Genomic DNA, 21,139 nt, shown 5'->3' with positions numbered 1-21,139 from the left:
CGGAGTAAGTTTATGATTTCTGAACGAATCAGCAGTAAAGGTTTTCAATTCGTGCATCAGGGCAATCTGGTTTATAATACCTGCTGGGAAGATCCTCGACTCGATCGCGCGGCACTGGAACTGGGGCCCGATGACGAAGTTCTGGTAATCACTTCCGCTGGCTGTAATGCGTTAGATTATCTGTTGGACAAACCTCGCCAGGTGCATGCCGTGGATGTGAATCCTAAGCAGAATGCACTTCTGGAATTGAAGCTGGCAGCGATTCGTAACCTGGATTATGAAGCATTTTTTGATCTGTTTGGTCGTGGATTCTCGAAAGACTGGCAGACGTTGTACGCTCAAAAATTGCGAGCAGACTTATCACTGACCGCGCAGAAATACTGGGACCGACATGGGAAGTTTTTTTCCGGTGAGGGAAAACGGTCCAGTTTCTATTTTCGCGGTTCCTCCGGGTTGTTTGCCTGGTTTGTAAACTGTTACATCGACCGCATCGCTAAAATTCGTGATGATATCAATTCGCTACTGGCGGCTCGCGACGTTTCAGAACAGAGTTCAATTTATCAGTCTCGTAATATTAATGAACTGCTCTGGACCAGAATGATCAAATGGTGGATGCGGCGAGACCTGACTTTGTCCATGCTGGGAGTACCCCGCCCGCAACGTACGCAGATCGATCAATGTTATGCCGGCGGGATTGTTCAGTTTGTTATCGATCGCATCGAAACTGTTTTTACCAGTCGCTCGCTGCAGGACAACTATTTCTGGCGTGTCTATCTGACAGGCAGCTATGACCATGAGTGCTGTCCCGAATATCTTAAGCCGCATAATTTTGCACGCCTCAAAGCGGGGCTGATAGATCGACTCACCGTGACTACTAATACGGTGGAAGGCTTTCTACGGCAGCATCCCGGAACCATCTCCCGTTTTATACTGTTGGATCACATGGACTGGATGGCAGGCGCACAACCTCAATTATTACAAAGCGAATGGCAGGCGATTCTCGACAAAGCGGCACCAGAGAGCAGGATCCTCTGGCGGAGTGCGGGAATACAAGTGGACTTTGTTGACCCCATTCAAGTCCAGCATCATGGACAACAACGGGAAGTCGGTGAGCTATTACAATACCAGAATCAGCTCGCAACTGAACTGCATGAGCAGGACCGGGTGAATACCTATGGCAGTTTCTATATTGCAGATTTGTTGATCTGACAGTCTCAAACAGTAATGAACAGGATGGCTTTCAGGGAGAGAGCTAATTATGAGCTATTTGAGTGCGCGGCTGAACGATGTCAAAACCGTGTGGCAACTGTTGGCCTCGCGTATTGATGGTCAGACTCACGCCGAGAGACTGAATTCGTTCTATCAGGGACAGGCAGCCGGTTACGATCAGTTCCGTAAACGACTATTACATGGTCGCAGTGAATTGTTTGAAAGCATGCCTGTACCCGAAGCAGGGGTCTGGGTCGATCTGGGGACAGGAACTGGCGAAAATGCAGAATTATGGGGCCAACGAATTCATCAGTTTCAACGTGCTTATCTCGTTGATCTCTGTCAGCCTCTGCTGGATGTCTGTTCTCAACGAATATCAGATCGAGGCTGGTCGAATGTGACAGCAGTTTGTCATGATGCGACCACCTTTACGCCTCCTGAAACTCACGTGGATCTGGTGACCTTTTCCTACTCACTCACCATGATTCCCGACTGGTTTCAGGCACTGAACCATGCCTGGGATCTCCTACGACCAGGAGGAATGCTGGGGATTGTTGATTTCTATGTCGCCAGGAAATTCCCGCAGGACAACTTGAAGTCGCATGGCTGGTTTCAACGAAATTTCTGGCCTGTCTGGTTTGCGAGTGACAATGTCTTTCTGAATTCAGATCACCTCCCCTATCTGCTGGATCGCTTTGAATTGATTTCTCTCAACGAATCGCAGGGAAGTCTCCCATTTATGCCTCTTCTCAAAGTTCCGTTTTATACACTGATTGTGAAAAAACCGCTTTAAGCAATTCCTGAGCAGTCTGGTTCTTTCCCAAAATTCAATTCCCACATTCGCTCCGCTTACAGACTTCTAGTCCTCTGTCCCAATCTGTTATGATTGATAAATCAGGAATTGGTAAATGGATCAGTGTGTTATCGGAGAGAAGCAGGATGTTGATCGAGGCACTTCAGAATAAATCGTTATATGATCATCCAGTGGAATCATTTCAAATGCTGGAAACCCATATTTCCTGGGTGCTGCTGACTGGTCCTTATGCTTATAAGCTGAAAAAACCGGTCGACCTGGGCTTTGTTGATTTTTCCACATTGGAACTGCGGGAAAAATATTGTCACGAAGAAATCCGTCTGAATCGACGCCTGGCACCCGATCTCTACAGGGAAGTGATCCCGATTACTGGTTCTGAAGATAAGCCTGAGTTCAATGGGAACGGAGAGATTATCGATTTTGCCGTCCAGATGATGCAGTTTCCACAAGACCGTCTGTTGAGCGATGCCATCAAAGAAAACCGTTTAACGGCGGACCATATCAATCAACTGGCGGAAGAGGTTGCCGAATTCCATGCGAAGATTGCCATTGCCGGTGCAGATCTGGAATGGGGGACGCCTGAAAAAGTGTTCGCCCCGGTGGAAGAAAATTTTCGACATGTCAATGAGTTATTCTCAACAGAAGACACAGTACAGAAACTGCTGGATTTGATCCGTGCTGAAAATGAACACTGTTTTCAGAAATATTATCCACTGTTCCAGGAACGCAAGGTGCGTGGGTATATCCGTGAATGTCATGGCGATATGCATTTGGGAAATATGATTCTAAGTGAGCGGGGAGTGACCCTCTTTGACTGCCTGGAATTCAATGCGGGTTTACGCTGGGTTGATGTCTTGAGCGAAGTTGCCTTTGTCGTCATGGATCTGGAAGATCGGGGGCGAGCCGACTTCGCCATGCAGTTTCTGAATCGTTATCTGGAACTGACGGGAGATTATGCCGGCATTCCACTCTTGCGTTTTTATCTATCTTACCGGGCGATGGTTCGTGCGAAAGTTGCTGCGATCAGATTGAGTCAGCCGGAACTATCGGATTTAGTGGCTAAGGAGGTACGCGAGGAATTCCAGTCGTATCTGGAACTCGCGAAAGACTATGTCATGAATCCGAAACCCAGACTGCTGCTGACCCATGGAGTTTCTGGTAGTGGCAAGTCCTATGGCAGCGAACTTCTGTTGGAAGGCATGTCAGCGATTCGAATTCGTTCTGATATCGAACGCAAACGACTGCAGAACGAACGGCAGATTCCGGACAGCGATCTGTATTCTGCAGAGACAACGCGACTTGTTTATGAAAGGTTGGTCGCTCTGGCGCAACTGATCCTGGAATCGGGCTGGAACGTGATTGTCGACGCCACATCGCTTAAATTCTGGCAGCGAATTTTATTTTACGACTTGTCAGAAAAACTGGAAATACCGTTTCAGCTGGTGGTCTTTTCGGCAAGTCGAGCACAGCTGGAATCCCGGATCAGGCAGCGAGAAAAAAATGGGAATGATCCCTCTGACGCGACAACAGAAGTTCTCCAACTGCAACTGGACGAATTAGATCCTTTGGGTGAGAACGAACTAAAACAGTCAGTCGCCATCCCCGTAGATCAGGAATGGACGACTGAATTTCTGGTTCAACTCCTGCAAGACGCAGGTGATCACTCACAGCCGTGAGTTGATTTTCAATAATGTCAGGCAGATTCTGCGATCCAGGTTTTTGCAGCATCCAGATCGGTGATATTGAAATATTTGATTTTTGCCTTAGTAAATGGTTTACAGAATGTGGCCATTCCTTCTTCCCATTTACTGTCGCCAACAATCGCCAGACGTGCGATGTCTTTGAAGTGTTTGATATCAAATTTAGTATCTTCCCAGAGCGCGCCCATGGTCCATCCATGGAAATCTTCCAGAACAACCAGCATGTGTAAGGCACCATGCTGTTGAATTAATGTTTCAATACTGGGGGTGAAATTGTGATAGTCTTCTTTGACCAGTTTACCAGACAGTTTTAATTCCACGTAGTTTTGATCCGCGTGGTGTAGAATTTCAATTGGCATCGATTGTCTCCTAATACATTGTGAGAGATTATCTAACAGGAATCATTCCGGTCTTATTTTAATCCAGGAACTTTCAGATCCGATTCTGATCTGAAAGAACTGTTAGAGTCTATTATAAGGCGGTCAGAATTTGAGCAAAATTGATAATAGGTTCGTTTCCAATCAGATTCACAAATTATAAGCAGATCTTCATTCAGAAAATATGAGATCTCAGGATTCTGAATTGACATTGTTCGACACCTCGCCTGCAGGAAATATCATGACTTTATCAGCCAGCCTCTGAGCCTGACTTCGATCGTGTGTAATCCAGACAAACGCCGGGCATACTTCTGAAGATTTGATCCATTGTAGAATGATCGATTCAAACTGCTGGGTGGTTTCCGGATCCAGTCCGGAAGTTGGTTCATCCAGCAGTAAAACCTGGGGAGACAGAATCAGGGCACGTAACAATGCCACAATTTGTCCTTCTCCACCAGACAGCGATGACGACTTTTTTTTGAGAAATGACTCTGGTCTGCCGAAGGATTCCAGAAAGTTCCGAACGGAATCCGGATTATGGTCTTTGTGCTGATTGACCTGAAACTGAAAGGCAAACTGCAGATTCGATTCTACTGTCCCTTCGATTAAAACCGGTCGCTGTTGAAGATAGACAACTCGACTGCGATATTCGGGTAGCTGTTTATCTCTGATGGGCTCATCATGAAACAGGATACTCCCTTCCTGGATCTCATCCAGCATCGCCAGTGACCGCAGAAAAACGGATTTTCCCGATCCCGTCGGGCCTGATATGGCAATCCGGTCGCCCGGGTAAACACTCAGTGACAGATTTCGAATCAACCAGTGACCGTCTGAAATCTGTCGTCCGATCTGACGTGCTTCCAGCAGGCATTGAGCAGAAGTTTGTGTGTCTGCCATCAGACAAGCTGCTCCATTTCGATCTGATCGAAAAATGCTTGCACACTGGTTTTGGACAAACGTGCGGGTAATAGTTGGGTCAAATTATCGGCTGCCGCTGCCATCCCCCAGCGAATGGCATCTGGAACACTGCGACCATCGTGAATTCCACAGGCGATGCCTGCTGCCAGACTGTCTCCACAACCGATGGGGTTCACAACTTTCGCTGTCGCGGGAGTGAAGCGATAAACCTGTTGTTCCGAGGTCGCCCATAAGGCATCTTTCCCTTGTGAGGTCACAACCCAGGTCGCCCCTCTTTGATTGATTTCCTGCATCCCTTTAATCATCTGATCGGTGCTGGAAAGGGAGTAAGCCAATGTCTGCTCCAGTTCTTCCAGGTTGGGTTTTACCAGAAAAGGGCATTGAGTTAATGCCGCTTCCAGCTCTGGTCCCCGTGCATCGAGAATTACCGGGCAGTCTGTCTCTGCCAGCAAATCATGATACAGGGATGCAGAAGCACCTGCCGGTAATGATCCGGTTAGTACAACGACATCCGCAGAAGAGGCGTGCTGGCAGTATTCAGTAGCAAACATAGACACTTCTGCTGCTGAAACCGCGGTTGCATTTTCCACCAGTTCGGTCGTCTGTCCCGTCGAACGATCCAATACCGTCGTACAAATTCGTGTCGGGTTCTGTTGATCCAGAATACGACAGGGAACCTGAAGACGCATCAGGTCTGCTTCGATCAAATCCCGGGTGTATCCTCCAGCCGAAAAAATCGTTTCGCAGGGAATATCCAGATGCCGGACAGCGATCGCCACATTAATCACTTTTCCGGAGGCTGACCAGTGAGCTGACTGGCACCGGTTGACTTCTCCGATCTCAAGGGAGTTCACTTCCAGGATCTGCTGCCAGGCCGGACTCAAACCGGCTGCGATGATCATGACAAATTACTTTCTTCTGAGATAAGGAACTTAAGTGGTAAATCGACCTGTCAGGGGACCAGTTCGCCGCGTAGCATGATTTTACCAACTCGTATTCTGGTTCCCTGGTATTTGGCGGCTTTTAATTCCTCTTCGGGGTTTTTAAGGCGAAATGCAACCGGATTCCGATCAGGTTGTTCGGCATCGATTTCGACCGTCACAGTATGGATCTGCTCTGGATTCAGGCCCTCTGCCAGTCTCAAAGTTGCGATACGATGGTAGGTACAATAACTGTCAAAACGGGGAGTGAGTTTCTCATGTGGTTTGCCATCCACGGTGATCTGGACCTGTCCGCCATCCGGGCCGAGTAAATCATACAGGGCTGCCTGTGAACCACGAAAACGAAATGTAAGCTTGCTGCCGGGAGTATCTGCTTCCCAGATTTGTCCCATCCGTCCCCCAAATCGTTTCTGCAGAATATTATCTGCCGGTAGTTTCTTCCAGTTACCGCTGAGCATGGATGGCTCCAGGGGAATCATTTTGGCATCAGACCAGTGTCCCGTAACAAAAGGTTGTTTGAGTTTGGAACTGTGATCGAGGGGTTGTGAAGTGCTTTCCATCTGTTTGATCGCATCTGCGATCACTTCTGTGTAGATGTCATGTCCCTGATCAAGAGGATGCACACCATCATTGGAAAACAGGACGACGCCTGCTGAGACTGGGGTTTCGGATGTAAATTTGAGTTTGCCCTGCTGTTCGAGTTCCGCAATTTTTAAAGCCACATTGATTGAAGGAATTCCATAATAGTTGGCCAGCAGTTCCATGGCAGAAGCGGCGCGTGGGTTATCTCCTTTGCGCAGCTCCTTTTCATAATTCACCCGAAATGTATACACAAAACAGATATCTGTCTGTGGATTGGATTTCCAGATCTGCCGAACGATGCCGTCCATCGATTCCCAGATCGCTTCAGGCTGACGACCTCCATCATTCACGGCGAATTCAATGAACACCAGATCGGGGTGATGCTGCAGCACATCATGCTCGAGGCGAAAAGCTCCCAGATCGCTGCCGGTACCACCTATGGCAGCATGGATTTCATGAATCTTCGCGTTGGGAAATTCTGACTGCAGCCATTTGGTTGTTTTGACTCTCCAGCCATTCGCGGCGGTGATTGATCCACCCAGATAGGCTACGCGAACTTCTGCTCCCGAATTCAGTTTCTCAACCGTGTTGCCAATTCCCTGTCGTGGTTTGAGCAGTTTCGCTTTTACCGTATGATATTCAGGAGGGGCTGCCTGAACGGTATACATCGGAAACATTATCAGCAGGATGAGTACGATCAGATTTATCGACATCGTCTTCATAAAAACTCTTCTCCGTGAGTGCGAACAGTAAGCAAATATTCTAGCGAATTCTGGACCAGATTGGAATGAGCCTGCATCATCTGAGCGAAGCTGGAAATCTCAGGTTTTACAGCAGAGATTCCAGGATTTGTGTCAGTTCCCCGTCAGGGATTTGACGGGGATTTCCACTCATACTGTTTCCCCGCGAACTGGCCACCAGATCGGGGATTTGCGCCTGGGAGACACCAACCTCTGAAAGACGGCGTGGAATATGAATTCGGTCATTCAGTTGCTGAATCTCGGTGATCAGGGATTCTGCGGCCTGTTCTACAGAAAGAGTCTGGTCTGGATAAAGGAACCGGTAGATCTCTCCGTATTCCTGTTGTCGGACTGATAAATTTGCTTGTAAAGTAGCGGGCAGCATCATCGCACAAGCCAGACCGTGTGATATCTTACAATGGATGCCTAATGCAGGAGCCACTCCATGGGCCATCCCCAGTCCGGAGTTGGCCAGAGCGATCCCTGAGAGTAACGCGGCATGAGCCATTGCTTCGCGCCCCCTGCGGGAATTGCCGTTCTCTACTGCCTCGGGTAATGCCGGGATCGCCAGTTTGAGCCCCTGCAGACAAAGTGCCTGTGGGATCGGTTGTGCACGGCAGGAGATATAACTTTCCAGCAACTGGGTAATGGCGTCCATCCCGGTTCGGGCTGTGATTTCCGGAGGAACCGAACAGGCAAGTTGAGGGTCACAGAGTACAATATCAGGTATCATCTCCTCGGCACGCAGACTTTTTTTAAAGGGAGGTGCATAGCTGGAAATGACGGCATTTTTTGTCGCTTCACTCCCTGTTCCCGCGGTGGTGGGAATTGCCAGGAGAGGCAGAGGCGATTCGGTCAATTTCAGGCCCCGCCCCACTCCCTCCAGATAGTCCAGAACAGTATCACTTTCCTGGTTTGTGATCATGGCAGAGGCTGCTTTGGCCAGATCGATGCCTGAACCACCGCCGATCCCAATTAGAAAGTCCCCTGCACCGGCTCCCCAGTGCCTGAGAAGATTGGTCGTCTGGTCCACGTCCGATACTTCGGGTTCGTTGGAAATAGTGCGAATGAATTCACTTTTGATACTGGCACGGGACAGCAGTTGACGTAATTCTTCGATAACTCCTGACGACTCCAGTGAACGTGAACCATTAATGATAAAAGCTCGTGTTCCCAGAGAAGCCGCCAGATCTCCTGTTTCCTGAAAGCGTCCCCAGCCAAAGCAAATTTGTTGTGGCGCGAAAAAATTGTAATTCATAGCGATCACTTGATAAAAAAAGGGATGCATTCCCATCGGATGCATCCCCTCATGGTGAGATCAGAGTTTGATTATTTCTTTTTCAGTTCTGTTTCAATCGCTGTAGTAACTTCTTCCGACTGCGGATTATCACGGGTTTTGAAACGTGCTGCAATTTCACCATCGCGGCTGATCAGAAACTTTTCAAAGTTCCATTTGACAGGACCAGCTGTTTTGGGGTTCGTATTTTTTGAGGTCAGATACTGATAAAGTGCGTCGGCATTTTCGCCTTTTACATCAATCTTGCTGAACATGTCGAAAGTGACGCCGTAGTTCTTGCTGCAGAATTCTGAAATCTGCACAGCAGTTCCAGGTTCCTGGCCGCCAAACTGATTGCAGGGAAAGCCGAGAACGACCAGTCCCTGGTCTTTATATTTTTCATGGAGGGCCTGCAGGTCTTTGTATTGAGGAGTTGCACCACATTTACTGGCAGTATTCACGATCAGCAGTACTTTGTCTTTGTACTTACTCAGGTCGACCTCTTTCCCTTCCAGTGTCTTGACAGTGCGATTCAATACGGGGGGGACTGATTTTTTATTGGCTTGCCCGGCAAGGCTCATGGAACAGGTTAAAGCCAGCATACCTGCCAGCATAGTCAGCGATTTGAGGTTTCTCATTGATCTCTCCAAGGTTGAGGCTCCGGCAAAATGCTCGGCCCGAAATAAGTAAAACGAACAGTGCTTTCAATCGCATCTTGCGAGAACATAACGATCCCTCGACCATATACAGTATTATAGTCAGATCTCAATTAAAAATAATACTATTAGTTCACAAGAGAATCAATTGTCTGAAAGCGTTTCGAGTAGGGAAGTCCAAGTGAAGTTGGGGAGAGGAGAGGCAGGTAACCTGGCAAGATCAGGAGAGGCGTCTGGCAAGATTCGCTTTGTGGTAGAGTAAACGAAACAGTTCCGAGACCGGGAAGCCATCCATGGTAGAACCGATTTCGATTTCCTGCTCGTTAATCCAGCGGTTTCGCAGATCGTTTTCCAGCGATTTCCGGGCAGTTGAGTTGAGTTCCTGAAAATCAAATAACTCGACGATATAATGTCCAGATGAATCACTTAACGTCGACTTTTCACTGAAAGCCAGGTGTGTCAGTGGTTCCTGTGAAAGGATAAAATCCTCAAACGGAACTAGTTCGAACGTCTTCTCCAGCTCGGAAATCAGGCAATGCTGAAACGTTTCATAAGGTCGTTTCTTATCACCCGGCAGCATGAATTCCTGACGTTCGTAATTCCAGTGGGCCAACCAGTGCGTTTTCTGATCGACAGTATCCTGCAGCAGGATAAATGAACCTACAAAGTTCCCCATTGTAGATAATGACCTTTCCTGATCATGAATGATTGTCAGTACGTGATTTCAATAACAATTGGCCCGATAGAATTTTACCATCGATGCTGTTTGATTTCGTTCTGAATTCCTTGAAAACAGTTACATCCCGACAGAAATTGGTTTGAACTCCCAGATTCCACACTGGTAGCGGAATCTTCGATTGACCGTATTCTGAGGGAAATTCAGATTTTACTATCTTTTTACTGTTTCCCATTGCATACAAAGAATCTTGTATGTAGAATTACCCATAAGTACTCACGGATGTAAAATAAATATTTGTTTTGTAGTACCTGTACTGTCCCCATTTGACCCTACCCCAATTTGACCCGCCCAACGGCAGAACTGGATGAATCGTCACAATGGTTCTGATTCTGCCCATTACTTTAAAGGCTCACCCTATGAAAGTTCATCTTATCAGCGATCATCCTGATTTGCCGGACATTGAGATTGGTACAGAAGAACTACCAGTCGTACTGGGAAGAAGCAACAGCTGCGAATTACGGATCCTGGATCCCATGCTCAGCAGACATCAATGCGAGTTGACATTCCACAATAACGCGGTTCGGGTCAAAGATCTTGAGTCCACGAATGGTACGATTGTGAATTCGGCAATCATTCACGAAGCCCCACTTTACCCAGGCGATATTCTGACCATTGGCATGGCTAATTACGTTGTCAGCTATTATGACGGCGAAGGGCAGGAAAGTTTCGAAGAAAGCTACTTCTCCGAGAATTCAATTTAGCCCTGTTATTTTGCTTTGGCTGATACTGATTAGATACTCTCTCTCTCTGACGAGCGTGTGCGCTCCCATGATCGCATGCTTGTGGTATGGTTCGTCCCAGTCAATCCCCGAATCTCTTCTGGAAACCAGGTTCACATGCCCTCCGAGGAAATATTTGATGTCGTCGACGAGCAGGATCGGGTTCTTGAGCAACTCCCCCGCTCTGTAGTCCATGCACGCAAGCTGCTGCATCGGGCCGCGAATGTCTTCGTGTTCAATTCCAGTGGAGCGTTACTGCTCCAGTTTCGCTCTGCTACAAAAGATGAGTACCCCCACTGCTATACCTCATCTGCTTCCGGACACCTGAGTGCCGGGGAGGACTATCTCGAATCGGCCCAGCGGGAAATGCGGGAAGAGATTGGCATCGATACGCCACTGGAACGGCTCAGGAAATTCCCGGGAACTCCCGACAACGCCTATGAACATACCGTACTCTTTCGAACATATTGGGATGGGCCTTTTACCTTTGATCCGCACGAAATTGAACGTGGCGAGTTTTTTGGGCTCTCGCAGATTGACCACATGCTGTCAGAAGATGAAAACCAGTTCACGCCTCCTTTTCGCCAGCTTTATCGCTGGTATCGTGAGAACTGTTCCGATTGACGTAAGCGGGATTGCTCTGTTTACTCGGGTTCTTCAATCCATTGACCGGCGATAAACAACATCGCCCCTCCCGATATCTGTAACAGGAATCGCAGACTGGAACCGCCAATGTGTTCCTGGACCGGTGTCGGTGCAATCATGCCTGCGATGATTAAAGCCGATAGAGCTCCCGCCAGGTTAAGCAGCAGAAATAACTGCTGAGGTTTGAGTGCTCTGACAGGAAATGCAAAGAGAGAAATGCTTAACACCCACCATTGAAGTCCCCATCTCCACGCCTCAAGGAACATGCATTTCAAAAGATGTGTGACTGCCCACTGCAGCGCTGTGACTCCCTCAGTCAGATTCGTGATCTGCATTCTGCTGAAATATGTCATCTCGGTAGTCGCAGGCAGATGCCTGCGATAAATCAGCCAGGGCGCGATTATGATTAGCGTTGTCAAACCGAATTTGCCCGCAGCAAGCGACATGGACAGCAGCCTGCCACGGAAGTACAACAGGCTGACCATAGTGAATGCAATCAGGTCGATCAGAAAAAAAGCAATCCCTTCGTCTTTGGTAAAGATCGTCATCCCGGCTGCCAGTCCCGCGATCAGAGGCAGGATTTTGAGCACTGCAGTGTCGGATTCTGATCTTCTGAGTTCTGTTAGAAAGCTCCAGAGATACAGCAGAGTCACCGTATGAAAGCAGGCGACGGGACCATCGCCTTGACCTGAAATAAATCCATATTTCCAGGGTACCATGGAAGGAATGGTTGCGAGCATCAAGGTAAACAGCCAGGCACGTGCGGACTGTCGAGAGGTTCGCTGCAAAACACCTTGAAAACAGAGAATCATTCCCAGGTACAGCAGCGGAAACATGATCTTTGACCAGCGGTCATTGACTTCTCCCAACAGTAGATAGAAGTGTGTTTCATTTAATGGGATCAATAACGGGTATTTCGGGTGGTATTGCACAAAATCAGGATGCAGCAACGCCTCGTTCTGCAGTGATCTTTCCTGAAACAGGACAATCGATTTGAGACCGAAAATGGCACGTTCATCCCAGAAGCGTTGCGGAGTCATCAGTGACTGAATTACCGTGGTCAATCCTAGAAATAATAGAATTGCCAGGCATAGTTTTTTGAAATCTTCGTCAGCAGCGGAGGCTTCGAATTCGCTAGAATCCTTTCGCAAGGCACGGAAGTGCATGAGCAGAATTCCTGCACCCAGGAGCAGCCCCAGAGTCATCCAGGAACCGGCCAATTCTGTGGAGTAACCGAAACCGATCCAGCCCCACAGAAAATAAAAGAACGCTGTAACGCCAAAGCCGAACACAAGACCCAGCCCCAACAGTTCCGTCAGGGAGGTTCGTGTTTGAGTCGACCGCAGGACGGGGCTGAGCAGCAGCTGAGCCACAGCAAGCCCCACGCCCCAGATCCCTGCTACAGACAGCAGAATCAGCAACAGGTCAGTCAAGGAGTCGCCTCCTGTTTCTGCGGGGCAGCGTTGAACTGCGGTTCCGGTTTCTGAAATTTTCTCAAACGGACATTAAAAGATGGTTCATAATCGGGACCATATTGACTTTGCATGAACGCTAACCAATGGGGGTCCTCCATCAGACGCTCTTTCTCCAGATAATCGCCTCCCTCATAGTATTCCAGAATGTAATCCGGAGCGATCTTGTTCAGATAATCCGTGTCCAGTTCGGAGAGTCGATACGCTTTCAACTGTCGTTGCTGAAATTCTTTCGGGATGACAAATTCACTTTCAGGATGCAGAGGATGAAACAGTTTTCGCGGCAGCAGATAATAAGACAGGAAAAACAGTTTCTGGTCGCTCAATACAAGAATGCGGGCATCTTCTTCGGTTGCCTGTTTGGCAAAACGGATGACATCCCGGTTGGAATCGCTGATGTTAGCCATCATATCGCTGCCGGGACGGAAGTGGTACCACGGCCAGTCTTCGATCCGTTGGCTGACACCCCCAGCAAAATGGACAAGACCCAGGATGAACCAGCTGATTAACAGAACCCGAAACAGGTAGGTTCGCCCGGGTTGCTGCAGTGAGGTTAACTGTTTCAAGGTTTGCCAGCTATGATCGGCAAGGGCGACAACTCGGTGGTAAAAAATAAATCCCGCGGTCGTCAAGATCACTAACAGGGGAAACAGAATTCGCAGAAGTACTGTCATTGCCTGGCCCTGTTCATGGGCCGCAAACTGAGAATATTGATCCGGGTTAGCCCGTTCAATCATCCAGGTCTGAAAATATTCCACCGGCATCAACCAGACATAAGCCATGCCGGGAACCGATATCAATAGCAGCAGAATCAGGATCAAACGCACCAGACGGGACATGCAGCAGTCTCAAGAGCAAGTACTTTACCGGTATTGGCAGGGAGGTTGAAAAGCAAATCCCGAGTCTATGGCTCAGGTCGACGAATGTCAAGAAGCGGAAGTGAGTTGCTTACATCATGTTAGCAGGCGTTTTTCGACGCGGTGCAGCCAGTCATGGAAAGTTACCTGATCTGCTTCAATCACTGGTTTAATGAAGATGGTCAGCTCAGAAGTCACGACGGAGATGAAACGCAGCTAGGATTGACCCTCTTCGTCATCAATCCATTTAATGTTCTGGTACGAAACATCGATGGATCCTCCGCAGGAAAGTGAGAACCAGGACCGCAAGAATCGATGCATATTTGTTTTATATTGAATTCGAATCTCCATGGGTGATAGCATATTTGCGTGTGTCAGTCTAAGAAAATTGTAGTAAAGTTGGGCTTCTGCTTCATGGATTTCCTCATCGACTTCGAATTTCAGAAAGACATTAAATATCTGAGGACGAGTTTTGTCTGACATGCTACACTATTTTACTTCGTGAAATTATTATCAGAGATAAATCCGTAGAACAGCGATTTGATACCTGCATTGGTTACTGAAATATTTCCAGTTACTGAGATTGTATTTGTGCGTACTCAAGTCAGCAATGAAAAAGATCGCAAAACGACAGGCAGGCAGTTTCTGGTCTGGGGGACGCCCCTGTTATTTGCAGCATTGATTTTTAAACAGACGATGGCTTTTCAATCTTCAAAAAGCCCGACGTACGATGAAACCTATTTCTTAGGGACCGCTTTAGCCACGGTTCATCAGGGATCATTGGATGAACGGATCAGTGGCGCGGGAGTGGCTCCTGTGCCGGTCCTGCTCAATTATCTGCCTGTCGCCTGGCGGGCAGGTGGTGAACCCCGCCGCGATATCTGGCAGGGAGAAGTCACCGATCCCCCGTTGATCAAACGTGCCCGATTCCTGAACTCACTCCTGGTTGGTTTTCCGACGATGCTGCTGATTTACTGCTGGCTCTTTCTGCGGCGGGGTTATGCCGCTGGATTCCTGGGGGCAGCTTTAGTCACCTTTTCACCTACGATGATCGCGCACTTTTCGCTGGCGACCACCGATGCCTGTTTCACACTGACCGCATTGATTGCCTTAATCACATTGACCCGCTACTGGAAAATTCCGACAGCGCGAAATCTCTGCTGGCTGTCACTGGCGGTTTCGCTGGCGATTTCCACCAAATACTCAGGCATTTTTCTTCTGCCCTGTACGCTGCTGGTGATGACGATGATTGGCTTATCACGTCAGGTGTCAATGACCAGGGAAACTGTCTGGCTTCTATTGAAGCAGGTTGTCTGGGGGTTTACCCTGTTCCTGATCCTGTTGATTTCTATGACCTGGGCCTTTCATCTATTCAGCTTTTCGGGCCCCTTAAAGACCGTGTCTTACGAGGAAACCCCCGACTACTCTGCCTGGGTACGTGTGTTGGGACGTGGCCCGGTTGCTCAGCAGATTATGGAAGTCTCGCACAAAACATTGAAACGTCCTGCTCCTTTTGCCGGTGTCCTGTTTCAGTTCCTGCATAATGCGGAAGGTCATGATGCCTATCTGATGGGCGCGGTTTCTGAGCAGGGTTGGTGGTATTACTTTCCTGTCGCCTGGAGCCTGAAAAGTACTCCTGTCGAATTACTGCTCACACTATTCGCATTCTGCTTAGGCTGCTATCTGCTGTTTGATACCTGGAAATCAGTCCGACATCGTCCTGCGGCCATACCGCCGGAAGATCAGATTCCAAACAGACAGGGAGAGACGCGTGAACCGACCAGCCATGCTCCCCTGGTCTGGTTGCTGGCAGGTGGAATGCTACTCGGTATGACATTGACCAGTCGTCTGAATCTGGGGCAACGATACCTGCTTACACTTTATCCGCTCCTGTTTCTGTCCACGATCGATCAGATCTGGCGCTGGTTTCAGTTTCGTGCCTGGTTGCTCTACGCTTTGGGCTCCGTTTGTATCTGTTTCCAGATCATCTCGATTACTTCTGTACGACCGAATTACCTGTCCTACTTCAATGACAGTATCGGCGGACCCGCTGCCGGGAGATTCTATCTACTCGATTCAAATCTGGACTGGGGACAGGATCTGCCCTCTCTCAAAGCACTTCTGGATAAGCTGCCGCCAGAAGACCGAGACCGTTGCCTCCTGTATTATTTTGGAACCGGGAGCCCTCAAGGCTATGGGGTTTCAGCCCTCGATATGCGACAGAAACTGCCTGAGATCCTGGATGAATGGAACTATCTGGCCCTGTCTGCTAATTATCTGCAGGGATTGTACACACAGGCAAAAGATCCGTTCTCCGGTTTTCGAAGCATCAGACCCGTGGCGCAGGCCGGTTATTCAATTTACCTGTTTGACCTTACAACTCCTCAGGCTCGCGAAGCGTTGCAGCACGCAATTGATGTTTTACAGATAATGCAGAAGCCAGAAAATCAGTCCAATTGAGCGGCAGCAGATTTCAGAACTCCAACCCTGCTTCAGGTGTGGCGATGGCTGATAGCGCATGCTACAATATCAGCTTGAAACGGTAGAATGTGGTCATCTTTTCTCAGAAGTATCGACACGGAGACTGCTGTGATGAAGCTGCGAATGCGGAGCCTGGTTTTCTGGACTGGTATGCTGCTCTTACTGACGCCGTCAGCAAGCTCGCTGCCAGCCAGGGAAATCGATTTCAATCGTGATGTGCGACCCATTCTCTCTGACCTCTGCTTTCAATGTCATGGTCCCGATTCTTCACAACGTAAGGCCGACCTGCGACTTGATCAACAGAATGGTTTACTGGGAACCACTGATGAGACAGGTGTTGTGGTTCCCGGCAAAGCGGTTGAGAGTGAACTGCTTTCGCGGCTGATTTCTCAAGATCCCGATCTGCGTATGCCTCCGACCTCGTCGGAAAAGCAGATTACTAAAGTTCAGATTGCCACCATTCAACAGTGGATCAACGAGGGGGCGCGCTGGCAGAAACACTGGGCTTTCATTCCGCCGATTAGATCAAAGGTTCCTGCTGTCAAACAGACAGACTGGGTGCAAAACCCGATCGATGCATTCGTTTTGGCACGTCTGGAGCAGGAAGGTCTCTCACCTGCTCCCCGGGCAGATCGTTCTACTTTGCTCCGTCGTCTGAATCTTGACCTGACTGGTTTGCCTCCGACGCTCGCCGAACAGGACGCATTTTTTCAGGATCACTCTCCGACTGCTTATCAATCTCTGGTGCAGCGTCTGCTGAAATCTCCGCATTATGGCGAACGCATGGCGATGGAATGGCTGGACGCTGCCCGCTTTGCAGATACCAGTGGTTATCAGACAGATGGCGAACGACATATGTGGCGGTGGCGTGAATGGGTGATCGACGCTTTCAACAGCAACAAGCCCTTTGATGAATTCACGATTGAACAACTGGCCGGTGATTTACTCCCCGAACCGACCCTCAATCAGAAAGTCGCTACCGGTTTCAATCGCAATCATCGTTCGAATTCCGAAGGTGGTATCATCTTTGAAGAATACCTGCTGGAGTACGCGGTCGACCGGGTGGAGACAACCGGAACGGTCTGGCTGGGCCTCACGGTCGGCTGTGCCCGCTGTCATGAACATAAATATGATCCGATTTCGCAGAAAGAATTCTACCAGCTGATCGCTTTTTTCAATAATATTCCCGAGCGTGGTCGCGCCATCAAATACGGCAATGCAGTTCCGTTTGTCAAAGCACCAACACAATCTCAGCAACAGAAACTAACCCGTCTGGATCAGGAAATTCAACAGCGGGAGCAAATCTTAAAAGCTGCAAAGTCGGAACTGAAACAGCTCCAGAACTCATGGGAACAGCACCGGTCGGCAGCTGATCTCAAATTGTCGTTTCCAGAAAAGCATCTGGCTTATCACATCCCCTTTGATGGCGAGATCAAACTTCAGGTCATTGGCAAACAGGCGCAGGACTTTTATGCCGAGAAGACAAATGCTTCCAGCGATCTGATCAGCGAAGAACAGTCCACAGATTCAAAACCACCGAAATTTAAACCAGGAATCGAAGGCCAGGCTCTCTCACTCAATGGGCAGCAGCAGTTTGGAACAAAACAGAAGCCGGTTCTCAGTGATAAAGATCCTTTCTCACTGGTGTTCTGGGTACAGCCAGGTCAACTCTCTGGCACACTGCTGGCATCGCTGACACCCGCTCAGGAAGAAAGTGGATTTCAGATTGCTCTGGAAAAAGGGCACCTGAAATTCAATATGGGCCCCCGTTGGCTGGATGATGCGATTCGACTGCGGTCGACCAGGAAGCTGAATCAGAACAGCTGGTCGCAAATCGTATTGACCTACGCCGGCAATTCTCAGGCTAAAGACTTTCAACTGTATGTCAACGGGATCTCCTGGGATCTCGAAGTTCAGATGAATATTCTCACGGGGGGATTTTCTTTTCCTTCTCCCCTTCAATTTGGTGGGGAACACGATCATAGCTTTTTCCAGGGACTGCTGGACGACCTGAGAATTTATCGGACGCGCCATTCACAGGAATGGGTGACGTTGAATCTCGTCCGGGAACCGGTACAGCAACTGCTGCAGATTCCCGTTGCCGATCGTTCTGCCGCTGAGCTTCTGAAGATACAACGTTATTTTCTGGCTTTTCATTCGCCTGCTACCTATCGCACCGCTTTTCTGAATCTGCAGACTCTCAAAGAAGAACGCGAGTCGTATTTCCGCAGCCTACCTACCAGCATGGTCATGCAGGATCGAAAGCAGTCTCAACCAACGTTTGTGCTGATGCGGGGGGAATACGATAAGCCGGGCGAACAGGTTTCCGCCAACATCCCTGCCAGCCTGGGGGCATTATCCGATCATCAACCACGCAATCGGCTGGGTCTGGCCCGCTGGCTCGTGGATCCACAAAACCCGTTAACCGCGCGAGTGATTGTCAATCGTTACTGGCAGATGTACTTTGGAAATGGCCTGGTGAAAACAACCGAGGATTTCGGTTCACAGGGATCATGGCCTACTCACCCCGAACTGCTTGACTGGCTGGCGACGGAATTCATTCGCTCCGGCTGGGATGTCAAATACCTGCAACAGTTGATTGTCACATCCGCCACCTATCAGCAGTCATCACATGTATCAGCGGAAAAACAACAGATTGACCCGGAAAACCAGTTGCTGGCTCGTGCTGCCCGGCTCAGGCTGCCTGCAGAACTGATTCGAGATCAGGCTTTGTTTACATCCGGTCTGTTGAATGCGGAAATTGGTGGCCCTTCTGTAAAACCATATCAGCCTGCAGGCGTCTGGAAAGAAATTGCCAGTCAACAGTATCAACCGGATACTGGCAGAAAATTGTACCGTCGCAGCATGTATACATTCTGGAAACGGACTGTTCCCCCTCCGGCGATGGCCACATTTGATGCCCCCTCGCGTGAAACCTGTATTGTCAAACGTCCGCGAACCAATACACCTCTGCAGGCGCTGGCTCTGTTGAATGATGTCACCTATGTCGAAGCCGCTCGCAAACTGGCCGAACGCATGCTTGAACAACGTGAACTCTCTGCTGCTTCACGTATCCAATATGCTATGCGGATTGTCCTTGCCCGCGAGGCGAATGAACGGGAAATTCCTGTTTTGCTAAACGCCCTGGAACGCAATCAAAAACGCTTTGAGAATGATCCCCAGGCGGCGCAGGAACTCCTGACTGTCGGCGAGTCACGCCAGAAAAAACAACACGACGCAGCAGAACTCGCTGCCTGTACCATCGTCGCCAGTCTGATTCTCAACCTGGATGAATCGATTAACCGGGAATAGCTCATGCAGAACTTCACAGATGAAATTACACTGGCCCTCAATCGCCGTGCCTTTCTTCGCAGAAATACAGCCGGCATCGGAATGGCTGCACTCAGCTCATTGCTGCAGGAATCGCAAGCCTCAGAAAAAACGTCTACGCCCACCGGTGGCCTGCACTTCCCTGCCAGAGCCAAGCGGGTTATCTATCTCAGTCAATCGGGGGCTCCCTCGCAACTGGATCTGTTTGATTATAAACCGGGTCTCAAGAAGTTTCATAAAACGGAACTCCCCGATTCCATCCGCCGCGGACAGCGACTGACCGGTATGACCTCCGGCCAGAAAAGTTTTCCCATCGCTGCCTCGATGTATCAGTTCGCCCAACACGGCGACAGCGGAACGTGGATGAGCGAACTTCTGCCACATACTGCAAAAATTGCCGACGAACTCTGCGTCGTTAAATCCATGTATACCGAAGCCATCAACCACGATCCCGCGATTACCTTTCTGCAGACCGGCAGCATTCAAGCTGGCCGACCCAGTATGGGGAGTTGGATCTCTTACGGACTGGGAAGCGAAAACAGAGATCTTCCCACTTTCGTGGCGCTCACTTCGGGAGCGGGAGGCCAGCCACTCTATGACCGCTTGTGGGGGAGCGGCTTCCTGCCTACACGGCATCAGGGAGTCAAGTTTCGTCGTTCCAGCGACCCGGTCCTCTTCCTCTCCAACCCTCCCGGCATTGATCAACAGGCCCGCCGTGAAATGCTCGATGATCTGGGGGAACTCAATCGACTTTCACTGCAACAGAAAGGAGATCCCGAGATCGCAACCCGCATTGCGCAGTATGAACTTGCGTTTCGAATGCAGACTTCCATTCCCGAACTGGCGGATCTGTCAGAGGAGACTCCCGCGACGTTTGAATTGTATGGTGAACAGGCAAAGCAGCCGGGCACCTATGCCGCCAACTGTCTATTAGCCCGACGTCTGGCAGAGCGAGGCGTCCGTTTTATTCAGTTGTATCATCGAGGTTGGGACCATCACCTTAACCTCCCCACAAAAATCGGACAGCTCACCGGCGAGACTGACCAGGCGACAGCCGCATTGATTCTGGATCTGAAACAACGAGGCATGCTGGATGACACTCTCGTCGTCTGGGCGGGCGAATTTGGTCGCACTGTCTATTGTCAGGGTACCTTGACGGCCACCAATTATGGACGCGATCATCATCCACGCTGCTTCACCGTCTGGGCTGCTGGCGGAGGAATGAAACCGGGTATGACATTCGGTCAAACCGATGACTTCAGCTATAACATCACTGAAAGTCCCCTGCCCGTACACGATCTGAATGCCACAATCCTGCACTGCCTGGGCATCGACCACAAAAAACTCACCTACAAATTCCAGGGACGTGACTACCGTCTGACCGACGTGCATGGAAATGTCGTACAGGAATTATTGAGCTAGAACGCATCACATTTAACCATAGCGTCTCTCAGTCTATTATACTCGTTCCAAATAGGGTTTGGAGACGCTACAGCAAAACTGGATAAAGCCTGGCAACCACTTTATCTTCTGTCACAGGTTCTGCCATTATTCACGAAATAGACCACTCTGATTCTGCATGCAGGAACTCAGTACTCGCCGATTATGACGGAAATACCGATTGTCTCTATTGATTTATAGTTGCATGGTCTATTAATTCTGGATTTTGCCTCTTCTTCGGCG

At 49.2% G+C, this 21,139-nt stretch carries 17 protein-coding genes; 8 read left to right on the top strand and 9 right to left on the bottom strand.

What is annotated here, in order from left to right; all coding sequences use genetic code 11:
• Nucleotides 1-12 precede the first annotated feature (12 nt).
• From Pan161_RS04095 to Pan161_RS04085, 3 genes are all read left to right on the top strand, one after another.
• Entirely contained in the window at nucleotides 13-1,209 is a 1,197-nt protein-coding gene (locus Pan161_RS04095) for a DUF3419 family protein (protein WP_145224317.1), read from the top strand.
• Between the two features lie 49 nt (nucleotides 1,210-1,258).
• Nucleotides 1,259-2,002 (top strand): class I SAM-dependent methyltransferase, encoded by a 744-nt coding sequence (locus tag Pan161_RS04090; protein WP_145224316.1) that lies wholly within the window; start codon nucleotides 1,259-1,261, stop codon nucleotides 2,000-2,002.
• A gap of 206 nt (nucleotides 2,003-2,208) precedes the next feature.
• Entirely contained in the window at nucleotides 2,209-3,699 is a 1,491-nt protein-coding gene (locus Pan161_RS04085; RefSeq protein WP_197995685.1) for a bifunctional aminoglycoside phosphotransferase/ATP-binding protein, read from the top strand.
• Nucleotides 3,700-3,716: 17 nt separating this feature from the next.
• Here the strand turns inward: Pan161_RS04085 and Pan161_RS04080 are convergent, their stop codons facing one another.
• From Pan161_RS04080 to Pan161_RS04050, 7 genes are all read right to left on the bottom strand, one after another.
• A complete protein-coding gene (locus Pan161_RS04080; protein WP_145224314.1) occupies nucleotides 3,717-4,082 on the bottom strand; it encodes a SpoIIAA family protein in 366 nt (121 codons plus the stop codon).
• 210 nt (nucleotides 4,083-4,292) lie between these two features.
• Nucleotides 4,293-4,997, bottom strand: a complete 705-nt coding sequence (locus tag Pan161_RS04075) for an ABC transporter ATP-binding protein (protein ID WP_145224313.1) — start codon at nucleotides 4,995-4,997, stop codon at nucleotides 4,293-4,295.
• Nucleotides 4,997-5,920: a 1-phosphofructokinase family hexose kinase gene (locus Pan161_RS04070; RefSeq protein WP_145224312.1), complete on the bottom strand. Its 924-nt coding sequence runs from the start codon at nucleotides 5,918-5,920 to the stop codon at nucleotides 4,997-4,999. The genes Pan161_RS04075 and Pan161_RS04070 overlap by 1 nt, the downstream gene beginning before the upstream one ends.
• 50 nt (nucleotides 5,921-5,970) lie before the next feature.
• Entirely contained in the window at nucleotides 5,971-7,263 is a 1,293-nt protein-coding gene (locus Pan161_RS04065; RefSeq protein WP_145224311.1) for an SGNH/GDSL hydrolase family protein, read from the bottom strand.
• A gap of 106 nt (nucleotides 7,264-7,369) precedes the next feature.
• A complete protein-coding gene (locus Pan161_RS04060) occupies nucleotides 7,370-8,539 on the bottom strand; it encodes an iron-containing alcohol dehydrogenase (protein ID WP_145224310.1) in 1,170 nt (389 codons plus the stop codon).
• A 71-nt stretch (nucleotides 8,540-8,610) separates the two neighbouring features.
• Nucleotides 8,611-9,195 (bottom strand): glutathione peroxidase, encoded by a 585-nt coding sequence (locus Pan161_RS04055; RefSeq protein ID WP_145224309.1) that lies wholly within the window; start codon nucleotides 9,193-9,195, stop codon nucleotides 8,611-8,613.
• Nucleotides 9,196-9,433: 238 nt separating this feature from the next.
• The gene (locus Pan161_RS04050) at nucleotides 9,434-9,889 is read right to left on the bottom strand and encodes a hypothetical protein (RefSeq protein WP_145224308.1); all 456 of its coding nucleotides are present in this window, start codon (nucleotides 9,887-9,889) and stop codon (nucleotides 9,434-9,436) included.
• Between the two features lie 419 nt (nucleotides 9,890-10,308).
• On the opposite strand from Pan161_RS04050, the gene Pan161_RS04045 reads away from it, so the two are divergent.
• Nucleotides 10,309-10,653 (top strand): FHA domain-containing protein, encoded by a 345-nt coding sequence (locus tag Pan161_RS04045; RefSeq protein ID WP_197995684.1) that lies wholly within the window; start codon nucleotides 10,309-10,311, stop codon nucleotides 10,651-10,653.
• 135 nt (nucleotides 10,654-10,788) lie between these two features.
• The gene (locus Pan161_RS04040) at nucleotides 10,789-11,295 is read left to right on the top strand and encodes an NUDIX hydrolase (protein WP_145224306.1); all 507 of its coding nucleotides are present in this window, start codon (nucleotides 10,789-10,791) and stop codon (nucleotides 11,293-11,295) included.
• A 20-nt stretch (nucleotides 11,296-11,315) separates the two neighbouring features.
• On the opposite strand, the gene Pan161_RS04035 is transcribed toward Pan161_RS04040, so the two are convergent.
• Nucleotides 11,316-12,749: a hypothetical protein gene (locus Pan161_RS04035; protein WP_145224305.1), complete on the bottom strand. Its 1,434-nt coding sequence runs from the start codon at nucleotides 12,747-12,749 to the stop codon at nucleotides 11,316-11,318.
• Entirely contained in the window at nucleotides 12,746-13,627 is an 882-nt protein-coding gene (locus tag Pan161_RS04030; protein WP_145224304.1) for a hypothetical protein, read from the bottom strand. The genes Pan161_RS04035 and Pan161_RS04030 overlap by 4 nt, the downstream gene beginning before the upstream one ends.
• Nucleotides 13,628-14,236: 609 nt before the next feature.
• Between Pan161_RS04030 and Pan161_RS04025 the strand changes: the two genes are divergently transcribed.
• The 3 genes from Pan161_RS04025 to Pan161_RS04015 all read left to right on the top strand — a co-directional run bounded on the left by Pan161_RS04025 (nucleotide 14,237) and on the right by Pan161_RS04015 (nucleotide 20,878).
• A complete protein-coding gene (locus Pan161_RS04025; RefSeq protein WP_145224303.1) occupies nucleotides 14,237-16,105 on the top strand; it encodes an ArnT family glycosyltransferase in 1,869 nt (622 codons plus the stop codon).
• 132 nt (nucleotides 16,106-16,237) lie between these two features.
• Entirely contained in the window at nucleotides 16,238-19,438 is a 3,201-nt protein-coding gene (locus Pan161_RS04020; protein WP_232103751.1) for a DUF1553 domain-containing protein, read from the top strand.
• Between the two features lie 3 nt (nucleotides 19,439-19,441).
• The gene (locus tag Pan161_RS04015) at nucleotides 19,442-20,878 is read left to right on the top strand and encodes a DUF1501 domain-containing protein (protein WP_145224301.1); all 1,437 of its coding nucleotides are present in this window, start codon (nucleotides 19,442-19,444) and stop codon (nucleotides 20,876-20,878) included.
• Nucleotides 20,879-21,139: the final 261 nt, after the last annotated feature.

Origin of the sequence: Gimesia algae, from assembly GCF_007746795.1 — a bacterium.
Lineage (GTDB): Bacteria > Planctomycetota > Planctomycetia > Planctomycetales > Planctomycetaceae > Gimesia > Gimesia algae.
Note: the sequence above shows the minus strand (reverse complement) of the source record. Positions and strands in the feature narration are given on the sequence as shown.